The organism is Dictyobacter aurantiacus, assembly GCF_003967515.1.
Lineage (GTDB): Bacteria > Chloroflexota > Ktedonobacteria > Ktedonobacterales > Ktedonobacteraceae > Dictyobacter > Dictyobacter aurantiacus.
The window spans coordinates 733,364-754,253 of the sequence record NZ_BIFQ01000001.1; the positions used below are offsets into that span (position 1 = coordinate 733,364).

Genomic DNA, 20,890 nt, shown 5'->3' on the forward strand with positions numbered 1-20,890 from the left:
CATGACGCAGACACTGATTAATCCTACCCCGAAAGATTATAAGAGTGAAGTAAAACCTACCTGGTGTCCCGGCTGTGGAGACTTTGGCGTGCTCAATGCGGCATTCCGTGGCCTGGCTGAGATGAAGTTGCCAACCGACCAGACGGTAGTCGTCTCGGGCATCGGTTGCTCCAGCCGCTTCCCTCACTTTATGAAAACCTTTGGTTTCCATAGCGTGCACGGTCGTGCCCTGCCAGTGGCACAGGGGCTCAAGATGGCACGCCCGGACCTGAATGTGATTACGGTCGGTGGCGATGGTGACTTCTTCAGTATCGGCGCCGGGCACCTGATCCATGCCGCCCTGCGCAATATCGATATTACCGTTGTCGTCATGGATAATGAGATTTATGGATTGACCAAAGGCCAGACCTCACCGACGTCGCCACATGGTCATGTCACAAAGTCAACGCCGTATGGTTTGTTGGCATCCCAGTTTAATCCGATCGCGACCGCGCTTTCATTAAATGTCAGCTTTGTAGCACGCGGCTACTCAGCCAAGCCGAAGGACCTGGCGGCGTTAATCCAGCAGGGAGTTCAACATAAAGGGTTCTCATTCATTCATGCGCTTAGCCCATGCCCAACCTTCTATCATACCTTCGATGCCTGGGACGCAGCGGTTACCCCGATTGATTCCGGTCATGATACCCAAGATAAAGCACAGGCCATCGCTTTAGCGCTGGAGACAGAAAAACAGTATACAGGCATCTTTTATAAAGAGGAACGCCCAACGATGGACCAGGCAGCACATCAACTGGTACAGGAATCTAAATCATTTGATATCGCACAATATATGCAGCGCTACGCCTGATCATCCTATGTAGGAATTATAAAGAGGGACTGGCCAATAAAGCCAGTCCCATCTTTATGACTAAAATGCAACACATCCATCATGGGTGTTAGCGAGTATAAAGCGATGCTTATGAATATACTCTACTGTTGCTGCTGGGGTAGCCGCGTATAGGTGGAGACGCTAAGAGAATTGGCTACGCCCTGGGCGAACAACTCACCACAGGTGCGACAAAAAACGCCGCTTTCATTGTGATAGGTGCCACCAATAGCCGTGAGCTGCCTCTCGGCAGGCTTACCACACCATTCGCAGACGCTACCACGTGGAGCAAAATCTACGGAGACGGGCCGCTGGAATTCATTGGACATGAGGAGCCTCCTCTACTGTGCTGATCAGTGGTACTGTTCATACATATAAAAGACAAACAGCACACAACAAAGGGGGACTATCGTATCCAGTGGTAAGCACACGCCTTTGAATACACCCCACAATGATACGCAAATCCGCTACGTCTTTGCCCATGAGCCCCATTGCTCTGCTACTCAACTCCGTTGAAGATAAAATAGTGGAGTTGAGTAGACATACTATACCATAATTTGACACAAGTTACTAGATCTACTGATGACAGAGCAACAAAATAGTTTCTCTTATTATCCCTCAGGTAGGTCAGGATTTTGCCTCTCCTGGGTATTACGTTCGGCTGCTTCAGAAGTTACATTCGCATTGGCACGCATAGCCGCCAACTGCTGCCTGGTGGTAATGTATGCCCCCCAGATCCAACCAACAAGCCCCAATCCAACAGTGATCCCCAACCAGATCAGCAAGACGGTGTTGAAGGCAACGTTAAAGCCTGCAGCCAGCACACCGGCTAACACGATACCAATGATCAGTCCCAGCGTCACACCAATCAGACAACCGGGATGGGCCAGGTTGCGCCCTTCTAAACGTTTCATCATGATGACAAATGATACCTCTACGAAAAATACTATTGTATAGGATGATAGCGCGACTGCCTGGGAGCGTCAAGGGATTTTTTTCTGACGAAGCATTTTGGCTGCCTGCTTCTGACTATACGGCAGAAATTGGTATGCCAGCGACCTCTGCCGATATCTATCAGACCAGGGTATAGCGCAGAACCAGCATGTCACGTAAGAGAATGCCCTCATTAACGACAGGTGGTTGGATATAGGAAAAGTAATCGGGCCGCACGTGATCCATACGGAAACCCGCCTTCTGATAAAAACCGATAGTTCCAAGCGCGGTATTGTCGGTCCCTACGATAACCGAGCGGACGCCACGCCGACGTGCCTCGGTTATCATCTGCGCCAGCATAGCTTTACCATGGCCGTGTCCCCGTAACTGCTCAGCAACGGCGATATATTCGACCTCACCGCACTCCTCCCCCCAACGCATGACCACCGCCCCGACCATCTTCCCCTCCTGCCACCAGACGTAAGAAGTGTGGTGACCATCCGTGACAAGGCTGCGAATACGGTCGTCATCTTCATCAGCGTCATGCAATAAAGGTAACAGCTCAGCATAATCGGCCGGGGTAGCCAGCCGCCACTGTATCTCCATAAGGCAATGTCCTTTTCTTTTTTTGATCCAACGTAAAGAGGGGTGCCGAAACGCGCTCCAGCACCCCTCTTTACGTTGGATCTTTATTTGCCAGAACGGCGTTTTACCACCATCTTGATCGGATCATGGGGCCGGATGGTGATCGTCTTATTGGGATCGGGCACGATATGTTGTCCCGGTATCAACTCGAAGGAGACGTGCTGAGCCAGATTGGCTAACAGCAGATGACCTTCCATGAGGGCGAAGTGATTGCCGATGCAGATGCGCGGACCAGCCCCGAAGGGCATGTAGGCGTAGCGCGGCAGTTGCTTTTCGCGCTCGGGCGTGAAGCGCTCAGGATCAAACACGTCGGGATTCGAGAAGTATTCAGGGCGACGATGGATGGCGTAGATGGCCGCCAGCACGAGATCCTGCTTTTTAATGGGATAGCCATTGAGGTCGCAGTCTCTTAAGGCGACGCGCGAAACCGCATAGGCCGGTGGGTAGAGGCGCATGGCCTCTTTGAAGACCTGCAGTGAATAGGGCAATTGAGCCAGGTCCGCATAGGTGGCGGTGCGCCCCTGCAGGACTGTATCAACCTCACGCTGCACCTTCGCGAAGATCTCGGGATGCTGGGCCAGCAGATACCAGGTCCAGGTCAGAGCGGTAGCGGTCGTCTCATGTCCGGCTCCAAACAGAGTCAGAGATTCGTCACGCAACTGCTTGTCATCCATACCGCTCCCATCTTCGCGGGCGCGCAGCAGAACCGAGAGGAAATCGTTCTTCTCACTGTCACTGGCACGGCGATCGGCGATCATCTGGTTAATGCGCCGATCAAGCACCGCCAGAGCCTGGCGCGCCTTGTTGCTGCGCGGCACCGGCCACGTTATCGGTATTGGGAACAGGTTTGAGAGGGAGTAGTTGACGAACGAGAGCACTGTGCTCATGGCCGAGCCCAGTTCATCCGCTTCGGTGAACACCTCGGCATCAAACAGAACCTTGCCAACGATACTCATCGTCAGCTGCGTCATTTCATGGCCGATGTCCACCACCTGCCCATCGTGCCAGGTACGTTGGATCTGCTCACTGTAGCGTACCATATCGTCGGCGTAGCTCACAATGTGGCGCGGCTGGAATGATGGCGCCATGAGCTTGCGCTGCTTGCGATGCAGTTCACCCTCGCTGATAAACAATCCATTGCCAATAATAGGATGAAAAGCTTTGTGCATCCCATCGCCCTTGTCGAAATCGGCGGTGTGCTCAACCAGCAGACTGCGCACCAGGTCTGGTGAGTTAAGCTGGACAAGACGGAAGGGACCATAGTGCATCAACCCGATATCGCCATATTCGCGCGCGACACGCTGATAGAGTGTCAGGCGATCGGCGTTGTGCTTGAACATAGAGCCAACCAGTGGTGGCTCGGGAATTTCGGGAATGCTTTTCGCGCCGGGAGCATCTTTTATCGCTGTAACCATTTTCTTCTGCCTTCTGACATACATCCCTGTCAACCTAGGGCATGCGCATACAACTGCATTGTCAGATTCAAAATTTATTTATCTACATCATCATTTACACATCAATATTATAGCACTCGTGATACACCCGGAGACAACTTTTATGGCGGCGCGCCAGGCTCCTCATACAGGGCTCCCAACCCGCATCTCACCTGCCGCCGCGCAGCAAGAAACCTGTACTGACATAGTACAGGTTTCTTGCTGCGGTTCACACAGCACATTGATCGACGTTACCAGGCGGTTGAGCCACCATCGACCACGACGGTCTGCCCGGTCATATAGGCCGCGGCGGGCGAGGCCAGAAAGACGATCACGCCCTTGATATCGTCGGCTCTCCCAAAGCGAGCCATGGGAATATCGGCCAGCATGGCCTCTCCGTAACGCTCCAACAGGGCATTCGACATGCGCGTGGGAAACCAGCCAGGGGCAATGGCGTTGACAGTGATCCCGTATTGCGCCCAGCTGGTCGCCAGATCGCGCGTCATGTTGATGACTGCTGCCTTACTGGCATGGTAACCAACCACCTGGATATATTTGGGATTACCGCCGGTCAGGCCGGCGACCGAGGCGATATTGATGATCTTGCCACCCTGACCACGGTTGATCATACGCCGTCCAACCTGCTGGCTCATCATAAACGTACCTTTAATATTGACATCGATGACCTGCTGGAACTTTTCCAACGGCATATCTTCAGCCGGCGCTCCCCAGGTAGCCCCGCTATTGTTGACCAGGATATCGATGGCGCCAAATTTTTCTTCCGTAGCCTCCACAACGTGCTCAACATCGCTCAACTTCGTGATATCACAGGCCAGTGACAGCGCATGACCGCCGCTGGCCTCTATCTCACGCTGCACCTCTTCGCAGGCGGCCAGTTTACGTGAGCAGAGCACCACATTGGCGCCCGCATCGGAAAGAGCCTGCGCAAAATACTGTCCCAGACCACGTCCACCACCGGTAATAATCGCGGTCTTGCCATCCAGGCGAAATAGATCCAGTGTCCCCAATGTAAAACCTCCTTGTGTGCATTAAAAACTTCTTCGTCATTCAGTTTGCGATTCATGTTCCAAACATGTTATCATCACTGTAACACATACTCGAGATTTTATCCGCTTACCGCTACCATAAGGAGATTTTTCTATTACTACCAATAATATTAAAATACAATTTACGATGGGCGCGGAAGATCGCCATCGGCTGGAGGGTCTGCCCTGGGACATCCAGTTGGAGGAATGGGAAAAGCAAGGAGTACCCGTGCTGGTGGTGCGGCGCGGTGACTCTCGCCATCCGGTGATCTTCGTTGAGCGGCAGGGAGCACGCTATGCGATTAAAGAGACCACGCCACGCATGGCGGAGCGCGAGATCCGCAATCTGCATGAAATTGAGCAGCGCGGCATTCCAGCATTGAGTCCTATTGGGACTGTGCTGGTGTCGGCCCCCCCGATCGCGATCGAGGTACCAGGCTTAAGGGGAATGCGTCAGTATATCAGCGGCGATCGCGGCTATACTGTGACCCGTCTGGCACCACGCGTGGTACCGCATGTCTTGCTCTATCGTCTGCCACTGACCAAGCGCACCAAGCAACGTATGCTCTCGGCCGTCGCCGTCCTGATGGTTGAGCTACACGAGCATGGCGTCTACTGGGGTGATCCCTCGCTAGCCAATGCATTGATCCGCATCGATGGCAAACAGATACTCTCGATTATGGCCGATGCGGAAACAGTAGAGCTGTTTCCTGGACCTATCAGTGAGGGACTGCGCGAACAGGACCTGGCCCAGTTTGGTGAATCGCTGGCCTGGCAGGCTGAAGATCTGCGGCAGGCGAAAGGATTGCCGGAAGACGTGCAGGTATTGGACGACGCCGATTATCGCTACTTCTGCCAGCGTTATCGCACGGTACGCCGCGAACATTCGCGCGTCACGGGTCCGCACGATCTCAATACTATCTATCATACCCAACGCCTGTTCCGCGCCATGGGTGATTGGAGGGATGTACTGGCGGAAAAAGCCAGCAGCGCCATGCACCAGATTACGCCGATCCTGCCAGGCTGGTATCAGCAGGCCATCTATGAACTGCTCCACGTAACCATTCCACGCGCCTACGCGCGACGCTTCTACAATCTGATCGTCGGACACCAGGCGATCATGAGTAAGAACGAGCAGCGGGAAGTCAGCCTGGAGGAGGCTGCCCAGGATTGGTACGAGAAATATCACCTGCCCACAATCCTGATGCTACGCCAGCGTCTGACGAACGAGCAAGATCCGATGCAGGCCTACTTTGCCATTATGCAGCATAAGTGGGAAATGAGTATGAAAGCGGGCTACGAGGTGCCACTAGAAGAGGCGATTCTGGACTGGGAGTTACAGACAGCCCAGACCGGTCAACTGGGTCCGGTCGATCCTGCCGCCATTGCTACCTGGTGGCGACATCGCCAGCCGGTGACCACGGTACTGGAACCACCGATGATCGAAAGCGAGGAACTGGATCCACTGCTCTCAACGGCCGAACGTCCCCTGGTGCACCTGGATCCGCCGCAACTGGAGCAGGAGATGCCGAAAATCCTGAATAAGGAGAACAAGAGCGACAAATAAAAATCTCCCTCCTTCCCTTAAGGGAAAGGAGGGAGAAACAAGCTAGGCCTCTTCATCCATACCGGCTTCAGCCAGAGCTACCTCTTCGGGATCATCCTCTTCTTCGACCCCTTCGGCTTCAGCTGCCTTGAAGGCCAGGATGTTGCCACGAATCTGATCTTCGATGGCGGTCGCTACATCGGTATTCTGGCGTAAGAACTCTTTGGCGTTCTCACGGCCCTGACCCAGGCGAATATCGCCCACGGTAAACCAGGCCCCACTCTTCTTCACCAGGCCCATCTCAAGACCCAGGTCGATCAAGCCACCCTCGCGCGAAATACCTTCGCTATACATGATGTCGAACTCGGCAGTGCGGAATGGAGGGGCCACCTTGTTCTTGATCACGCGCACGCGGGTGCGGTTACCGACGACGTCCTGACCCTGCTTGATGGAATCGGTACGGCGAATATCCAGACGTACCGAGGCATAGAACTTGAGAGCCTTACCACCGGCAGTGGTCTCTGGATTGCCAAACATAACGCCAATCTTCTCACGCAGCTGGTTGGTAAAGATCACGGTCGTGTGGGAGTTATTGATCGCGCCGGTCAGTTTACGCAGCGCGTGGCTCATCAAACGTGCCTGCAGACCAACGTGCGAGTCGCCCATCTCGCCTTCGATTTCGGCGCGCGGTGTCAGGGCGGCCACCGAGTCGACAACGACCACATCGATAGCGTTACTGCGTACCAGCGAGTCAACGATCTCTAGCGCCTGCTCGCCATTATCTGGCTGCGAGATCAGCAGGTTGGCGGTATCGACACCCAGTTTGGCCGCGTATGAAGGGTCAAGGGCATGCTCGGCGTCAACAAAAGCGGCAAAGCCACCAGCGCGCTGCGCATTCGCGATGATATGCAAACACAGCGTCGTTTTACCAGATGACTCAGGGCCATAGATCTCGGTAACACGGCCACGTGGTACACCGCCAATACCCAACGCCAGGTCGAGCGCGATTGAACCGGAGGGGATAGCTTCGATCTGAACTTTGGCGGCATCACCAAGTTTCATAATCGAACCCTTACCAAAGCGCCGCTCGATCTGGCTCAAAGCCAGGTCGATCGCCTTCTCACGTTCACTCATACCAGCGGTATTGGTGTTACTGGCCGCAGCTGCTGCGTTTTTGTCCTTCTTGCTTATTGCCATGTTTTATTTTGGCAAAGCATGGAAAAGGTTGCTATGGGCCACGCCATATCCCCCGGGAACCATACCCTGCCTTCCTCCTTTTTTCAATCCTCGCAAAAGGCGACACTTTTCAAAAAGTATGTGTAACAGAGCAAACCCATAGCACACAGACATCTGTGATAGGATAGCCACCATGGTGCTCTTGATAAATGTTCCTACAAAATAACTATTCTTTAGCAAAGGCAAAAAGCGGAAATTGATTGGATGTTTTTCTCTTTCCCGTGCAAAGTAGAACAAGTGTACCACGAGGCAATACATGTGTCAAGTTGTTTAAAGACTCGCGTCATCGGTGCGAACGGCGCTCAAGAATAGGGTGAAACAGGATACAGGGGATGCCCGGTTGAGACATCCCCTGTATGTTTATATTTCGCGACGGCCTTCAAGGGCGCGGCTGAGCGTACCCTCATCAGCGTATTCGAGGTCACTACCCAGTGAGAGTCCACGTGCCAGCGTGGTTACCTTCACCGGGGTCGCGATCCCATTCTTGATATCGTCTTTGATGACGCCTGCTGTGTAGTCGCCCTCAAAACTCGGGTTGGTGGCCAGAATGATCTCGCGCACATTGCCGGCCGAGAGGCGTTTGAGAAGTTCATCGATGCGAATATCTTTACGCCCGATGCCCTCCAGTGGTGAGAGCGCGCCATGCAGAACATGGTACAGACCCTTATAGACGCCCGTCTTTTCCAGGGCCAGCACGTCAAGGGGCTCTTCAACCACACAGATACAATCCTGGTCACGACCCGGGTTGCTACAAATAGGACACGGATCGGTCTCAGTTATATTATAACAACGCGAGCAGTAGATAATGCTCTCTTTGAGGCGCAAGATAGCCTCGGCCAGGCGACGAGCCTGATCATTGGGGCTACGCAAAATGAAAAAGGTCAGACGTTGCGCCGTTTTTACGCCGACCCCTGGCAGCTTCGAAAGTTCTTCAACTAACGCTGCCACCGGAGCTGCGACATCACTCATGTTTAAAACAGTCCAGGAATTTTCATTCCACCAGTGGCGCCGGATACAAGCTTCTGCTGCGCGTCGGTCACGCGGTCGTGAGCGTCTTTAGCAGCTGCCTTCACCATTACCTCTAGCTCTTCGATATCATCGGCACTAAAAGCTTCGGGATCTACTTTGACTTCGGTGATTTCATACTTGCCGCTCATGGTGATGGTCACGGCACCACCACCAGCGGTACCGGTAAACAGGGTAGACTCCAGCTCTTCCTGCATTTTCATCAACTTTTGCTGCATTTTTTGAATTTCACGCATGTTCATGGAAACAAAAACTCCTTTATTTTGGGTGTATCTCTTTGATCTCTGCTTTAAACATACGAATGAGTTCTGTTACAACTGGATTGCTCTCCGCATGTTGCTTGATATTGTGCAAACGTGATCCATTGTTTGCAGGTGCTTGTATAGTATTCTCTCTCACAGCCTCACTTCTGGCAAGTGGCGGGGCACTGACCTTCACCGGTTCAACCGACGCGGTAGCCTGCGGAGTTTGCACTGGTGACGCTGGCCGCGCTACTTCCATCTGCTGCCGCATCTCTGGAGCCTGGGGAATTGGCGCTGGTGACGCTGGCCGCGCCGACGATTGCTGCCGCATCTCTGGAGCCGGTGATGCTAACTTTGGCGACTGCACGGGCGCAGATGGCGACTCGACGGGCGGATGCGGTACCGCTGGTTGGGACGGCACTACACCGGGTCTTGGAAAGGTCGAGATCGAGACGTTGGCATTAGGAGGAAGCAGACGAATATTGCATTCTGTCTTTAGCTCCACCTTGAGTGCCCAGCGAATAACCTCGTAGTAATTATCGTTTTGCAAGGTTTTGTAATGGAAATCCATGTTAGCTTTGCACACGACAGTAGGGAGCTGGCTGGTACCCTCAATACCCAGGACGGTATATCCACCCAGCAAAGCCGCTATCTTTGGTCCATCAGCCTTTGGGCGTGAGTGAATGCGCCTGCGCACCATCTCCCATTTATCTTTAACATCGGCTAGTGTCAGAGTTGGGAAGTCATCAGCCGGGATGCTCTCAGCAACTGGCGGCTCCTCGGCAGCAGGAGATGGCTCCTCGGCAACAGGAGTAGGTAACGCTGCTACAGTCTCTTTGACTTCAACGGAAGCCGAATCTCTTTTTTCTGAACGCGAAGCGGCAAGAGGCGTCAATGAGTTCGTCATCTCGAGATCAGCAGATGCAGATGCTGGCGCGGCAATATCTTTCACCTCTGCTCTGGCCGGGGCTCGATGTTCGGCCTCGGGGGCAGTCGTATAGGAGACTGCTGGCGTAGCTACACGTGGACGAGCCGGGGGCTGCGTGGGCGCACCGGGTCGCGCTGGAGCAACTACACCAGTTTGATCCGGACCATCTTGAGCGCGCCGATGTAGTTCTACACAGGCCAGAAAAGCCAGCTCCAATCCTAGCTGAGGAGTTCCCTGTCCTTTCTGCATCAGCTCATTCTGAGCGAAGGCGCGCGCGCACTCGGTCAATTCATGCAAGCCAAAGTGCTGGGCAGCCTGCTGGATATCTTTGATCTCGTCCTCTGTATTGTCCAGGATCTCGCTAATGTTCGCGCCGGCCTTTGACAGCATCATGGCGCGCCAGAACTCGGCGACCTGCGTGTTGATCTGGCGCAGGTCGGCACCGGCTTCAGACAACTCATTGATAAGATGCAGCCCGGCGGCGCTATCTGTGTTCGCCACATGCAGGATTAACTTCTGGATCGCCTGGGGATCGGCCACGCCCAGCATGGCCTGTACCTGCTCCAGGCTAATTACGTTGCCGCAGTAGGAGATAGCCTGGTCAAGCAGGCTCACGGCGTCGCGCATCCCACCGGCGGCGGCACGGGCAATCAGTTCCGCGGCTCCGGACTGCAACTCAACCTGCTCCTGCTGCGCCACATAATGCAGACGGCTGACCAGCTGGCGCAGACTGAAGCGCTTAAAGTCGAAGCGCTGGCAGCGCGAGAGCACCGTAGGCAACATTTTATGTACATCGGTAGTCGCCATTACAAATATGGCATGTTCTGGTGGCTCTTCCAAAGTCTTGAGCAGAGCGTTAAAAGCCTCAGTCGTCAGCATATGTGCTTCGTCGAGGATGTAGACCTTGTACTTGCCGGTGGTGGGCGGTATCATGACTTTTTCGCGCAGTTCACGGATGCTATCGATACCGCGATTGGAGGCCGCATCTATTTCAGATACATTGAAGGAGCTGCCATTGGTAATCTCACGGCACTGCTCGCATTGATTGCAGGGTTCACCGTTCTGGGGATTGGTGCAATTGATGGTTTTAGCCAGAAGGCGGGCCATACTCGTCTTACCAGTACCCCTTGGGCCGGTGAAGATGTATGCGTGCGCGAGATTGCCACTACTGAGCGCATTCTTGAGAGTTTTAATAACGGGCTCTTGACCAACGAGATCGCCAAAGGTCTGAGAGCGCCACTTTCGGTAGAGTGATTGTGAGGCCATATTCTTTACTCCCGCCTATGTGTCCTCATGACGGGCCACGAGCCCACCCGCTGCCAGAAGAGTAGATGACACGCTTGACATAGAAAACCGATTTTCTCCCGGTCCTGCCGGTTAGCGCAATCAGGAACCCCTACGTCACCCAGAGAGGTCCATTTACCGTTGCTTCCTCACGGACCTAGCGGAGTTCACAAACATCTGCCGCGCAGGACCCGATCACGCCAACCGACAGGACCGGAAGAAAATCGGTCCATCCCACTGGAAGTTTTTTCCTTTTCCCTCGTGGGATGAACCCATTTTACATCTGATTGGAACAGTTGTCAAGAGATATAACGTCCAATTAAGAGGTCGTATTTTTCTTTGACTTCGGCCGGGATGCGGGCGGGATCGGTCATGATGGTGGAGGCCACGGCGTGCTCACAGATACATGTTTGCGCGCTACGGTCGGCTGGAAGTTTCTGCGCGACTTTCTGCAGAATGCGTTTGGCATTCTCGATATTGGCGCTGAGATTCCCGACCACCATGTCCACCGATACGCTCTCCTCCGACTCGTACCAGCAATCGTAGTCGGTGGCGCAGGCGATGATGGCATAGCACAACTCGGCCTCGCGTGCCAGTTTGGCCTCAGGTAAGGCGGTCATGCCGATAATATCCATTCCTAACTTGCGATAGACGTTGGATTCCGCCTTCGTCGAGAAGAGTGGCCCCTCCATACAGACATAGGTGCCCCCCTGGTGCACGTTGACGTTCCCCAACTCGCGCGCCGACTCCAGCAATAGCGAACCGAGCGTAGGGCAAAATGGCTCGGCGAACGAGCAATGCACGACTACGCCACCCTCATAAAAGCTCTTCACACGATCTTTGGTGCGATCAAAAAGCTGGTCGGGAATAACCAGGTCGCGCGGCACGATGTCCTCGCGCAGACTACCGACAGCACTGACCGAGATCGCCCACTCTACGCCCAGACTTTTCAAGGCCCAAATGTTGGCGCGCGAGGGCACTTCTGACGGACTGAGCCGATGGCCGCGTCCATGTCGGGGCAAGAAAGCCATTGAGACACCTGAAACCTTGCCAATGGTGATCACATCGCTAGGATCCCCAAAGGGGGTTTGAACTTTGACCTCTTCGACATCGGTCATGCCCTCCATATGATAGAGGCCGCTCCCACCAATCACCCCGATCTTTGCCTGTGGCATAGAAAGCCCTCCTTGAAAATTGAAGAGAAAAAGATTTTTGTGGGGACACCCCACACCCCGGCAGGAGGGGCTAACCGCCCCTCCTGCACCTCCCCGCTTTCTACCTGCTTGTTTTGTTAAACATCATTGCACAAGCAGGCACTCATGCCTTGATGCGGATGTACTGGCGCTTGCCGACTTTGAGGATCGCGCCATCAATGACGTCCAGGGTGTAATTGGGGTCAGAGATGCGCTCGGCATCTCCTGATGCTCCCTTCGGGAAGAGAGAGACGCCGCCCTGCTTGATCAGCTCACGTGCCTTGTTATTGCTGGCGGCCAGTCCGGCCTCCACGATAACTTCTACGATATTCTTAGACGCCTCCAGGTGGTAATCAGGGATATCGGTTGGCAGCTTGCGCTCAGAAAACTGGCGAATAAACGCTTCCTGCGCATCAACAGCCTCGGCCACGCTATGGAACTCTGCCACGATCTCACGCGCCATGCGCAGCTTGACATCGCGGGGATTCAACGTGCCCTCAGACATCTTGCGATCAAACTCGTCCAGTTCCACGTCTTCGACGTCAGTGAGCGCCTCAAAGTAGGAGCGCATGGTTGGATCGGGCAAGGACATCAGTTTGCCGAACATGTCTTTGGCTGGTGCGGTCATGGCGATGTAGTTATCCAGCGATTTTCCCATCTTCTTGACGCCATCGAGGCCCACAATCAGATTCATGGTCAGAATCTGCTGCGCTGGCTGACCAAAGATCGGCTGCAGGTCGCGACCAACCAGCAGATTAAAGGTCTGGTCGGTACCACCAATCTCCACATCTGAACGCAAAGCTACCGAGTCATAGCCCTGCAACAGGGGATACATAAACTCGGCCAGAGAGATCTCGATGCCGCTTTTGTAGCGCTTGGCGAAATCATCGCGCTCCAGCATCTGGGCCACCGTCTTGAAACCAAGCAATTTAATTGCATCGCCAAGATCAAACTTGTCGAACCACTCCGTCTGGCGGCGTACCTCGGTCTGATCCTTATCCACGATTCTAAAGAACTGATCAAGATAAGTCCTGGCGTTGGCATTCACTTCTTCAGCGGTCAGGGGCTTGCGCGCCTCCACGCGACCGCTAGGATCACCGAGGCGCGCGGTCCAGTCGCCGATCACCACCACGGTCTTATGACCCAGGCGCTGAAACTGGCGCAACTTGCGGAAAACTACCGCATGCCCGATTGTCAAATCATAGTGCGTCGGGTCAACACCCAGCTTAACCCGCAACGGCTCTCCCTTATTGCCCTCTATCAGTAACCGACGCAGGTCGGCCTCTTTTTCCACCAGCGAGACACCGCGCGTTAATAGATGGTCGATCTCTTTCTTTGTTGAGGACTGCTTCAACACCAATCTCATTCCTCCCGATATGCATAGTTTTGAACTTCACCGTAATGCGGTGAAGCTCCATTGCCAGGATCGCTTGTTAGCTGCATTGTAGCAGAATATACGAATGTCGTCGAGAGCGTCTCTCTGGCAGCTTACTTGATAGTGTTACTATCAAGTTTTCTAACAAATCTCTTACATTATACTTACGTTCCTCTAACAGAAGGTAGAGTATAGTATCAACAGAAAGAAAAAACACAGAGATGAAGGGGCGGGAACAGGGACGAGTGCAGAGAAGATCCGCTTCCCCCTCCTCAGATCTGAGGATAATCGATGTGCTGATGAGAGAGCACACTCATTCAAAATGCGTTACCAGATAGTCAACATAGAAGAAAAGAAGTGAAAAGGAGTTACTTCCATGGCTAACATCTCACGTTACAATCCATTTGGCGAGGTTGTTTCACTGCGCGAGGCGATGGATCGCCTGTTTGAGGATAGTGTTATCACCCCTCGTGTCAGCAACGGCAGCAGCCGTGGTGTCGCCGCTAATCTGTATGAGACAGCCGAGGGCTTCATTCTTCAATTGCCCATGCCTGGCGTAGATCCCGAACATGTTGAGATTACTGTTCAGCAGGATGTGGTCCAGTTGAAATGGGAGACCAAAGTGCAGGTTCCTGAGGGCGCAACCGTTCATTGGAATGGTTTCCAGTCCGGTCAGTACCACCAGGCACTCACGGTGCCAGCTCCCATTAACGCGGAGCGCGTTGAGGCCAGCTATGCCGATGGCATCCTGACCCTGCGCCTACCAAAGGCTGAACATGCCAAAGCCCGCACCATCAAGGTAAACGCTCGCTAATTTCATCGCACACTGAGACGGATATAAAAGGAGCGCGCAGAACCTATCCAGTTCTGCGCGCTCCTTTTATATCCGTCTCACAACCAGCCCTGTTCAATAGCCTGCGCCACCACGCAGGCATAGGATGTACCTAAGATGCCGGTACGATAGTATTTGTGCATACACCCCATCAGGACCCGCATGGCGGTGTCATGCAGATGCTTGCGCTGACTATAGGCAGACATACGTAAGAGGCAGGATGCGGCCAGCGCGTTCTCGGTCAGAGGCTGCTCGCGTATGGCAAGGCGCCCGATCGCTTGAGGGTCAGTCGGATAATCATAGAATAGCCCGCTATCGGGATCTAATAGTTCCTGGCAGCTAAAGTGCATCAAGGCGATCGCGGTCTCCAGATGGTGTTTTGAGCCCGATACAGCATAGGCATCCAGCAGCGCCTGCGTCATCCAGACCTGGTCGGCCAGCTGGCCCGGTAGCGAAGCCTGACCATCAATGGCATAGTGGAGCATACTGCCGTCCCGATGCATAAGATGCGTGCATAAATAGTCCAGCGCCTGCAGGGCCTGAATGCTCAGTGAGGCATCTTCTAATACCTGCGCAGCCAGCAGGTAGGAAGAGATCATGCGTGCATTCCAGGATGTGTAGATGGCATGGTCCACCTGTGGAGGTATACGCGAAGCGCGCGAATACATGCCAGGTTCGTAGTACTCCTCATCCGCGCATTGGCTACCACTGAAGATCCCCTTATCAGGCTGCCAGAGGGTCGTATTAATATAGGCGATCAACTGCCTTGCCAGTTCGCTCCATTGGTGATCCCCTGAGGCCTGGGCCGTCAGGACGAGCAGGCGCAGCATGGCCGCGTTTTCATCCAACATCTTCTCTGTATGCGGCATGCTCCAATCGCTGGCGGCGGAATAACGGAAAAACCCTCCCTCTTCATGGTCCCATAATCCTCCATCACGCATCTGAACCAGCGAATAGCGCACCAGTTCATAGTTGCCTGCATCTTTTAACAAAAGCTCGAGCGCATCGGGATGAGGAAACTTTAGATGGGGATGGATTGTAAAGCCACCCTGCTCATGATCATAGAGATCAATGAGAATAGAGCTGGCCGCAGCCGGTAGTTCTTGTAAAGTGAGTTGCTCTTCTAATTCCAGGGGGCGCAGGTCATAGCCAGCTAGCGTCTGCGTAAGCGCGCGTGTGCGCCGTTGCTCCTGCAGTTCAGACGCCTGGGCCGAAATCTCGTCACCGTGATCCGCATAATATCGTCGAATATAACCCAGATAGTACAGCAGGGTTGTCGCGGGTACATACATGCCGCCCCAGAGTATCTCCCCCTCGGCTGAGAGCAGCAATACGCTGGGCCAGCCATTCTGATTGTAGCGCTGATTAATGTCGGGGCGTAGATCACTATCAACCCGAATTGGAATATAGTCCGCATTAATAACATCGATTACACGAGCCTCTGACAGCGTTGTTTCATCCATCAGCTGGCATCCCTGGGACCACACAGAGGAGATCAGTAAAAAGATGGGCTTATCCGCCTGGATAGCTTCGTCGAACGCGGCCTTACTCCAGGCGCGCCAGTGAATCTTGTGGGCCTGATTAGGATGAGAAGAATAACGGAATACCGCAGGCATGGAAGCAAATGACCACGAATTGCTGGCGATCACATTGCCGCTCATAGGAGAGCCTCCTTCGTGTCAAGCCTGTTTTGCATAGTGGAGTCAAAAGTGGGAAGATAGGCATACCTCATACAACAAAATCCGTTCGGCTTTAAGTATACCATAAAAATGTGCTTTGCTACTATACACCAATATGAAATACATCTATACCAGAATGGGACGATCTCGTCAGCTATCTATTCATTAAAAGTGATGACCTGCCGATCATGTATCGGAGAAACTATACTTCTCATTTTATTGTTCACTTGCAAAGCTCGTTTCCAGGTAGTATACTTGAACAGACCGTTTGTGGCAGGTATTTTGTGCTGGGCAAAATTAATTGCTACAGAATACCCCCACGAACCTGACACCTCATTGTTGAACGCAACTACCAATTAGTAAATTAAGAAGAGGAGAATAGCCCTATTAATAAGGATTTTCGGGGGAACGACCGCTCAAGAGAGACACGCGTGAACGAACGCATTCGCACGCGTGAAGTACGCTTAATCGATGAAAATGGCGAGATGCTAGGAGTAATGCCTCCTATGCGCGCGTTGGATATCGCGCGCGACCGGAATCTGGACCTGGTCGAAGTTTCGCCACACGCAATGCCACCTGTCTGTAAGTTGATGGACTATGGTCGCTACAAATACGAGCAGGCCAAGAAAGAAAACGAGGCCCGCAAAAACCAGAAGACCATCACGCTTAAAGAGATTCGCATGCGTCCACGTACCGATGACCATGATGTAGAAGTGAAGACGCGCAAGATCCAGGAATTTTTAGCTGATGGCGATAAAGTAAAAGTCAGCGTGCAGTTCCGTGGACCTGATATGCGTCATCCTGATATCGGGCGTAAGTTGCTAGACGGTATAGCGGAAGATTTAAAAGGTATAGCGACCATCGAACGCTCCCCGGCAATGGAAGGCCGTTTGATGTCGATGATCGTCTCCCGTGCACCTGGCTGGGAACCACCGAAGAAACAAGCGGCTCCCGCCGCAGGTAAGAATAAAAGTGCACAGGCAGCTGCGGCAACTGAGCAAGCGCCAGTGACTTCTGCAATATCTGAAGCAACCGAAACACCCGGTGGATCACAGGAACAGTAGTACATATTCACCTCATAATACACTGCATCCTATCTCAATCGCTCGTAGGTTGCTCAACAGTGGATTTCTAGAAAAACAGTAAAAGATGGTATAGTTCGTGAAGACTATACCATCTTTTTTACCTGTTTAGCCCTCCGATCATTTGACTTTTAAAGAAACGACCACTAAGATAGAACTAAACATTCGGGTATATAAGGATCACAAGAAAATACATAAGCGCACTCAAAGCAACGGTGCCTTAGGAGGCAATTGGTGAGCAGATACGATGACCCAGGCTGGTATGAACAGCAACCAGAGGATGATCGAACGAAATCTCCACAATCACATGCGCACGCGGCAGATGACTTCGATCATTATCCGTTTCTTCCATCGCAAGATGCGAATAACTTTTCTTCCCATCAACGAGAAGCTGTGACCTACCCTCCGTTACATGAGGCATCAACAACCCATCGGTTCCAACATATGCTCGGTCGCATACTGGCTCTGGTCGCACTGGTTGTTGTGGCCTTTTTAGGGGGCTGGTTCGGGCACCAGTACTTTGGAGAGGCCTACTTTAATCAAAATAATCCCTCCCAATCCTATGAAGCCCTGTTTCAACAAGCATGGAATAAAGTTGATCAAAACTATGTGGATCGCAAATCCATAGACTATAAGAAGATGTCCTACGCCGCCATCAACGCGATGATCGCGACTCTCGGCGACAAGGGTCATACACGCTTTATGGATCCACAGGCGGCGCAGGCTGAGAATCAGCAGTTGAGCGGCAAGTTCACCGGCGTTGGGATCTATTTAAGCCAGGACAAAACGAGCGGTAAGTTGATTGTAACGGCACCGATTCCGGGCTCTCCCGCGGAAAAAGCTGGCATTAAACACGGCGATGTTATTATCGCGGTAAACGGCAAGAGTACAGCCGGTAAAGATACAGCCGGCGTGAGCAGCATGATTCAAGGAAAAGTCGGCACAAACGTTACCATTACGGTTCAGCGAGCCGGAGAGGCGCAGCCACGGACATTCCAGTTGACGCGCTCGGAAATCAATGTTCCCAATGTAATCATGCACTATATCCCGGAAACCCACACAGCGCATATTCAGGTAGTCCAGTTTGCTGATGGGGTATCTGGACAGGTGAAAGACCAGCTGGCAAAGGCCAAAAGCATGGGCGCAACCAACATCATCCTCGATCTGCGTGATAACCCAGGCGGCTTCTTGAATGAAGCGGTCAATATGACCAGCCTCTTTGTTAAAAGTGGACATGTTCTACTGCAGCAGGATAGCAGTGGGAAGCGCGTCCCCATTGATGTGACGGGCAATACCGTCGATACGACATCGCCGATGGTTGTGCTGGTCAACGGCAACTCGGCCAGTGCCGCTGAAATTGTGTCCGGTTCGCTGAAGGAGAATGGACGAGCCACGGTCATTGGTGAGCGCACCTACGGAACCGGTACGGTCCTGCAGCCCTTCAATCTGGCCGACGGCTCACAGTTGCTAATCGGTACCCAGGAATGGCTGACCCCTCAAGGCCACTTTATCCGCAACAGTCCCGATAAACACGATGGGGGCATTACCCCAAATATTGAGGTCAAGCTGCCGGCCACAGGCACGATCCTGACCCCCAACGATGAAAACCAGGGGAACTTAAACGCCCAACAGATCCTAAAAAGTAAGGACACCCAGCTGATCAAGGCTATTCAGTACCTTCAAGAAAAAAAATAAGGTCTGATCCGGAAAACAGTTTAGTGGGGTTCACAGGGTGGCTAGCCGCCCTGTGAACCCCACTAAACTGTTTTCCGGATCATGTTATACCGCGAGGAGCGGCCCTCCTTTTACCGCGTCGTTGCAGCGCCGGCAATCCTCGTCGGAGCAATGCGTGATGTCAGGCTGCTCGCGAATGGCGCTGGACGCCAGTTGCAAGGTCTCACCGGCCACATATGCCTGCCAGAGGCTCTGTCCCACTTTCAGCTTTTGCTGGGCGGGCGCCAGCACCGCCTCCAGCCTCCCAAAACCTTCTGAGCAACTCCCAACCGCTACCAGCATGGGCTGAAAATCGGGTCCATTGGCGCAGCGGCGGAACAACTCACGGCCCGCGACCTGCTCCGCATAATGCAAAAAGGTCATCCGCTCCAGTCCAACGCCCATCAAAATAATGGAGCCATGCATCAGAGTCAGGGTATGCAGGGGAGCATAGACATTGAGTGGGTCCTGCCCCCCGATCAAATTTTCCGCCAGCGGACCCAGGGCCGCAAACGAGTTCAAGGGATGATTGCCTCGCACATGCTGCGGATGCTCAACAACAAACTTTGGGATCAATCCCATGGTGATGTTCAGCTCACGTGAAGCCGGTGTATAGACTGCATTATTTCCCATATAAATTCTGGAAGCGAGCTGTGTATAGTCGATACCGTTGCGCGGCGGCCGCATAGCGGGCCGATCAGGTGGAGCGATCGCATAGGCGGCATCTGAAAAGGTAGGGACCAACACGGTGCAGCCTTCAGCCAGAAAGCCAGAGACAATGGTTTCAGCGCCGTGGGCCACAGGTCCAAATGAACGCAGAGAGGAGTGGATGCACACAGGCATACCGGAGACGCCCAGTATTTTTACGGCCTGGCGCACATCATTCATGGTAACAGTCATTGATCTTTTCCCGTCGCGGCGATAGCAGCCTGGTAATATTTACTGAGGGGTGGATGATCCAGGTACGGAGCGATAAAGCGCGTCGCCTCCACCACTTTATCCAGGTCAACGCCAGTCTTAATACCCATGCCATTAAGCATATAGAGCAGATCTTCTGTGGCCAGGTTTCCGGCCGCGCCTGGAGCGTAAGGACAGCCACCCAACCCACCGGCGGAAGCATCGATGGTGGTAACCCCCATCTGTAACGCGACCAGGACATTGGCCAGCGCGGTCCCACGGGTATCGTGAAAATGAACGCCGATCTGATCCAGTTCAATATCCGCCTGCAGCATCAAATTCAGAACATGGGCAACCTGCATGGGATTCGCCACGCCAATGGTATCACCCAACGAGATTTCGGCGACCCCCATCTCAAATAGTGCGCCTGCTACCTCAACGGCCCGGTGCGGATCTACCTCTCCTTCATAGGGACAACCAAAGACAGTCGAGATATAACCACGAACCGGGATGGCTTCTTTACGGGCCAGATCGAGGATAGGGCGAAAATTAGCCAGGCTTTCAGCGATGCTGGCATTGATATTATGGCGGGTAAAACTATCACTGGCAGCGGTAAAAACAGCAACAGCACGCACTCCAGACTCCAGGGCGCGCTCCATCCCTTTGAGATTGGGCACCAATACGGGATATTCAACCGCTGGCTGACGCCGCAACGAGGTCATCACTGTTGCGGCATCGCTCAATTGGGGAATAGCGCGCGGGCTGACAAACGAGGTAGCCTCAACCACCGGCAGACCAGCTTCGGCCAGCAATTGAATAAACTTGATTTTCTGCTCGGTTGGAATCTGGCTCTTTTCGTTCTGCAGACCGTCGCGCGGCCCTACTTCCACGATCCGAACCGTATCTGGCAATGTTGCGTTCACTAACTGCATACT

At 53.3% G+C, this 20,890-nt stretch carries 19 protein-coding genes and 1 other RNA gene; 5 read left to right on the forward strand and 15 right to left on the reverse strand.

Annotation, left to right across the window (positions count from 1 at the left end; all coding sequences use genetic code 11):
• Position 1: 1 nt before the first annotated feature.
• Positions 2-847 (forward strand): 2-oxoacid:ferredoxin oxidoreductase subunit beta, encoded by an 846-nt coding sequence (locus tag KTT_RS02910; protein ID WP_126594562.1) that lies wholly within the window; start codon positions 2-4, stop codon positions 845-847.
• Positions 848-969: 122 nt separating this feature from the next.
• Here KTT_RS02910 and KTT_RS02915 read toward each other — a convergent pair whose 3' ends face one another.
• The 5 genes from KTT_RS02915 to KTT_RS02935 all read right to left on the reverse strand — a co-directional run bounded on the left by KTT_RS02915 (position 970) and on the right by KTT_RS02935 (position 4,904).
• Entirely contained in the window at positions 970-1,194 is a 225-nt protein-coding gene (locus tag KTT_RS02915) for a hypothetical protein (protein WP_126594563.1), read from the reverse strand.
• A gap of 282 nt (positions 1,195-1,476) precedes the next feature.
• A complete protein-coding gene (locus KTT_RS02920; protein WP_126594564.1) occupies positions 1,477-1,782 on the reverse strand; it encodes a hypothetical protein in 306 nt (101 codons plus the stop codon).
• Between the two features lie 157 nt (positions 1,783-1,939).
• Complete coding sequence (locus KTT_RS02925; RefSeq protein WP_126594565.1) at positions 1,940-2,404, reverse strand: GNAT family N-acetyltransferase; 465 nt, start codon at positions 2,402-2,404, stop codon at positions 1,940-1,942.
• An 83-nt stretch (positions 2,405-2,487) separates the two neighbouring features.
• Positions 2,488-3,858, reverse strand: a complete 1,371-nt coding sequence (locus tag KTT_RS02930; protein ID WP_160145603.1) for a cytochrome P450 — start codon at positions 3,856-3,858, stop codon at positions 2,488-2,490.
• Between the two features lie 269 nt (positions 3,859-4,127).
• Positions 4,128-4,904 carry an SDR family oxidoreductase gene (locus tag KTT_RS02935; protein ID WP_126594567.1) on the reverse strand — a complete coding sequence of 259 codons (777 nt, stop codon included), beginning with the start codon at positions 4,902-4,904 and terminating at the stop codon, positions 4,128-4,130.
• 166 nt (positions 4,905-5,070) lie between these two features.
• Here KTT_RS02935 and KTT_RS02940 point away from each other — a divergent pair, with 166 nt between their 5' ends.
• Positions 5,071-6,489, forward strand: coding sequence for a DUF4032 domain-containing protein (locus KTT_RS02940; RefSeq protein ID WP_126594568.1), 1,419 nt, complete (start codon positions 5,071-5,073; stop codon positions 6,487-6,489).
• 42 nt (positions 6,490-6,531) lie between these two features.
• On the opposite strand, the gene recA is transcribed toward KTT_RS02940, so the two are convergent.
• The 7 genes from recA to tyrS all read right to left on the reverse strand — a co-directional run bounded on the left by recA (position 6,532) and on the right by tyrS (position 13,731).
• Entirely contained in the window at positions 6,532-7,602 is a 1,071-nt protein-coding gene (gene recA, locus KTT_RS02945) for a recombinase RecA (protein WP_162511807.1), read from the reverse strand.
• A 462-nt stretch (positions 7,603-8,064) separates the two neighbouring features.
• Positions 8,065-8,673: a recombination mediator RecR gene (gene recR, locus KTT_RS02950; RefSeq protein WP_126594570.1), complete on the reverse strand. Its 609-nt coding sequence runs from the start codon at positions 8,671-8,673 to the stop codon at positions 8,065-8,067.
• 2 nt (positions 8,674-8,675) lie between these two features.
• Positions 8,676-8,972: a YbaB/EbfC family nucleoid-associated protein gene (locus KTT_RS02955; RefSeq protein WP_126594571.1), complete on the reverse strand. Its 297-nt coding sequence runs from the start codon at positions 8,970-8,972 to the stop codon at positions 8,676-8,678.
• A 16-nt stretch (positions 8,973-8,988) separates the two neighbouring features.
• A complete protein-coding gene (dnaX, locus tag KTT_RS02960) occupies positions 8,989-11,166 on the reverse strand; it encodes a DNA polymerase III subunit gamma/tau (protein ID WP_126594572.1) in 2,178 nt (725 codons plus the stop codon).
• A 115-nt stretch (positions 11,167-11,281) separates the two neighbouring features.
• Positions 11,282-11,381: signal recognition particle sRNA small type (gene ffs / locus KTT_RS02965), an RNA gene on the reverse strand.
• A gap of 102 nt (positions 11,382-11,483) precedes the next feature.
• On the reverse strand, positions 11,484-12,359 hold the full coding sequence (mtnP, locus tag KTT_RS02970) for an S-methyl-5'-thioadenosine phosphorylase (protein ID WP_126594573.1): 876 nt from the start codon (positions 12,357-12,359) through the stop codon (positions 11,484-11,486).
• A 142-nt stretch (positions 12,360-12,501) separates the two neighbouring features.
• Positions 12,502-13,731, reverse strand: coding sequence for a tyrosine--tRNA ligase (gene tyrS / locus KTT_RS02975; RefSeq protein ID WP_371864892.1), 1,230 nt, complete (start codon positions 13,729-13,731; stop codon positions 12,502-12,504).
• A gap of 397 nt (positions 13,732-14,128) precedes the next feature.
• Between tyrS and KTT_RS02980 the strand changes: the two genes are divergently transcribed.
• Positions 14,129-14,566, forward strand: a complete 438-nt coding sequence (locus tag KTT_RS02980; RefSeq protein ID WP_126594575.1) for an Hsp20/alpha crystallin family protein — start codon at positions 14,129-14,131, stop codon at positions 14,564-14,566.
• A 77-nt stretch (positions 14,567-14,643) separates the two neighbouring features.
• Here the strand turns inward: KTT_RS02980 and KTT_RS02985 are convergent, their stop codons facing one another.
• A complete protein-coding gene (locus tag KTT_RS02985) occupies positions 14,644-16,245 on the reverse strand; it encodes a DUF255 domain-containing protein (protein ID WP_126594576.1) in 1,602 nt (533 codons plus the stop codon).
• A gap of 449 nt (positions 16,246-16,694) precedes the next feature.
• On the opposite strand from KTT_RS02985, the gene infC reads away from it, so the two are divergent.
• Both infC and KTT_RS02995 read left to right on the forward strand, forming a co-directional pair.
• On the forward strand, positions 16,695-17,327 hold the full coding sequence (infC, locus tag KTT_RS02990) for a translation initiation factor IF-3 (protein WP_235845581.1): 633 nt from the start codon (positions 16,695-16,697) through the stop codon (positions 17,325-17,327).
• A 252-nt stretch (positions 17,328-17,579) separates the two neighbouring features.
• Positions 17,580-19,040 carry a S41 family peptidase gene (locus KTT_RS02995; RefSeq protein WP_126594578.1) on the forward strand — a complete coding sequence of 487 codons (1,461 nt, stop codon included), beginning with the start codon at positions 17,580-17,582 and terminating at the stop codon, positions 19,038-19,040.
• 84 nt (positions 19,041-19,124) lie between these two features.
• Here KTT_RS02995 and KTT_RS03000 read toward each other — a convergent pair whose 3' ends face one another.
• Together KTT_RS03000 and KTT_RS03005 are read right to left on the reverse strand one after the other, a co-directional pair.
• The gene (locus KTT_RS03000) at positions 19,125-19,958 is read right to left on the reverse strand and encodes an AAC(3) family N-acetyltransferase (RefSeq protein WP_126594579.1); all 834 of its coding nucleotides are present in this window, start codon (positions 19,956-19,958) and stop codon (positions 19,125-19,127) included.
• Positions 19,955-20,887, reverse strand: a complete 933-nt coding sequence (locus tag KTT_RS03005; RefSeq protein WP_218030818.1) for a hydroxymethylglutaryl-CoA lyase — start codon at positions 20,885-20,887, stop codon at positions 19,955-19,957. Before KTT_RS03005 ends, KTT_RS03000 begins: the two co-directional genes overlap by 4 nt.
• Positions 20,888-20,890: the final 3 nt, after the last annotated feature.

Bases quoted from the DNA above. Each gene is read 5' to 3' on its own strand.
- KTT_RS02955 (WP_126594571.1), bottom strand. From the start codon at position 8,972: ATGAACATGCGTGAAATTCAAAAAATGCAGCAAAAGTTGATGAAAATG.
- KTT_RS02920 (WP_126594564.1), bottom strand. From the start codon at position 1,782: ATGATGAAACGTTTAGAAGGGCGCAACCTGGCCCATCCCGGTTGTCTG.
- mtnP (WP_126594573.1), bottom strand. From the start codon at position 12,359: ATGCCACAGGCAAAGATCGGGGTGATTGGTGGGAGCGGCCTCTATCAT.
- recA (WP_162511807.1), bottom strand. From the start codon at position 7,602: ATGAGTGAACGTGAGAAGGCGATCGACCTGGCTTTGAGCCAGATCGAG.
- KTT_RS02925 (WP_126594565.1), bottom strand. From the start codon at position 2,404: ATGGAGATACAGTGGCGGCTGGCTACCCCGGCCGATTATGCTGAGCTG.
- dnaX (WP_126594572.1), bottom strand. From the start codon at position 11,166: ATGGCCTCACAATCACTCTACCGAAAGTGGCGCTCTCAGACCTTTGGC.
- KTT_RS03005 (WP_218030818.1), bottom strand. From the start codon at position 20,887: ATGCAGTTAGTGAACGCAACATTGCCAGATACGGTTCGGATCGTGGAA.
- KTT_RS02915 (WP_126594563.1), bottom strand. From the start codon at position 1,194: ATGTCCAATGAATTCCAGCGGCCCGTCTCCGTAGATTTTGCTCCACGT.
- KTT_RS02980 (WP_126594575.1), top strand. From the start codon at position 14,129: ATGGCTAACATCTCACGTTACAATCCATTTGGCGAGGTTGTTTCACTG.
- KTT_RS02940 (WP_126594568.1), top strand. From the start codon at position 5,071: ATGGGCGCGGAAGATCGCCATCGGCTGGAGGGTCTGCCCTGGGACATC.
- recR (WP_126594570.1), bottom strand. From the start codon at position 8,673: ATGAGTGATGTCGCAGCTCCGGTGGCAGCGTTAGTTGAAGAACTTTCG.
- KTT_RS02985 (WP_126594576.1), bottom strand. From the start codon at position 16,245: ATGAGCGGCAATGTGATCGCCAGCAATTCGTGGTCATTTGCTTCCATG.
- KTT_RS02910 (WP_126594562.1), top strand. From the start codon at position 2: ATGACGCAGACACTGATTAATCCTACCCCGAAAGATTATAAGAGTGAA.
- KTT_RS03000 (WP_126594579.1), bottom strand. From the start codon at position 19,958: ATGACTGTTACCATGAATGATGTGCGCCAGGCCGTAAAAATACTGGGC.
- KTT_RS02930 (WP_160145603.1), bottom strand. From the start codon at position 3,858: ATGGTTACAGCGATAAAAGATGCTCCCGGCGCGAAAAGCATTCCCGAA.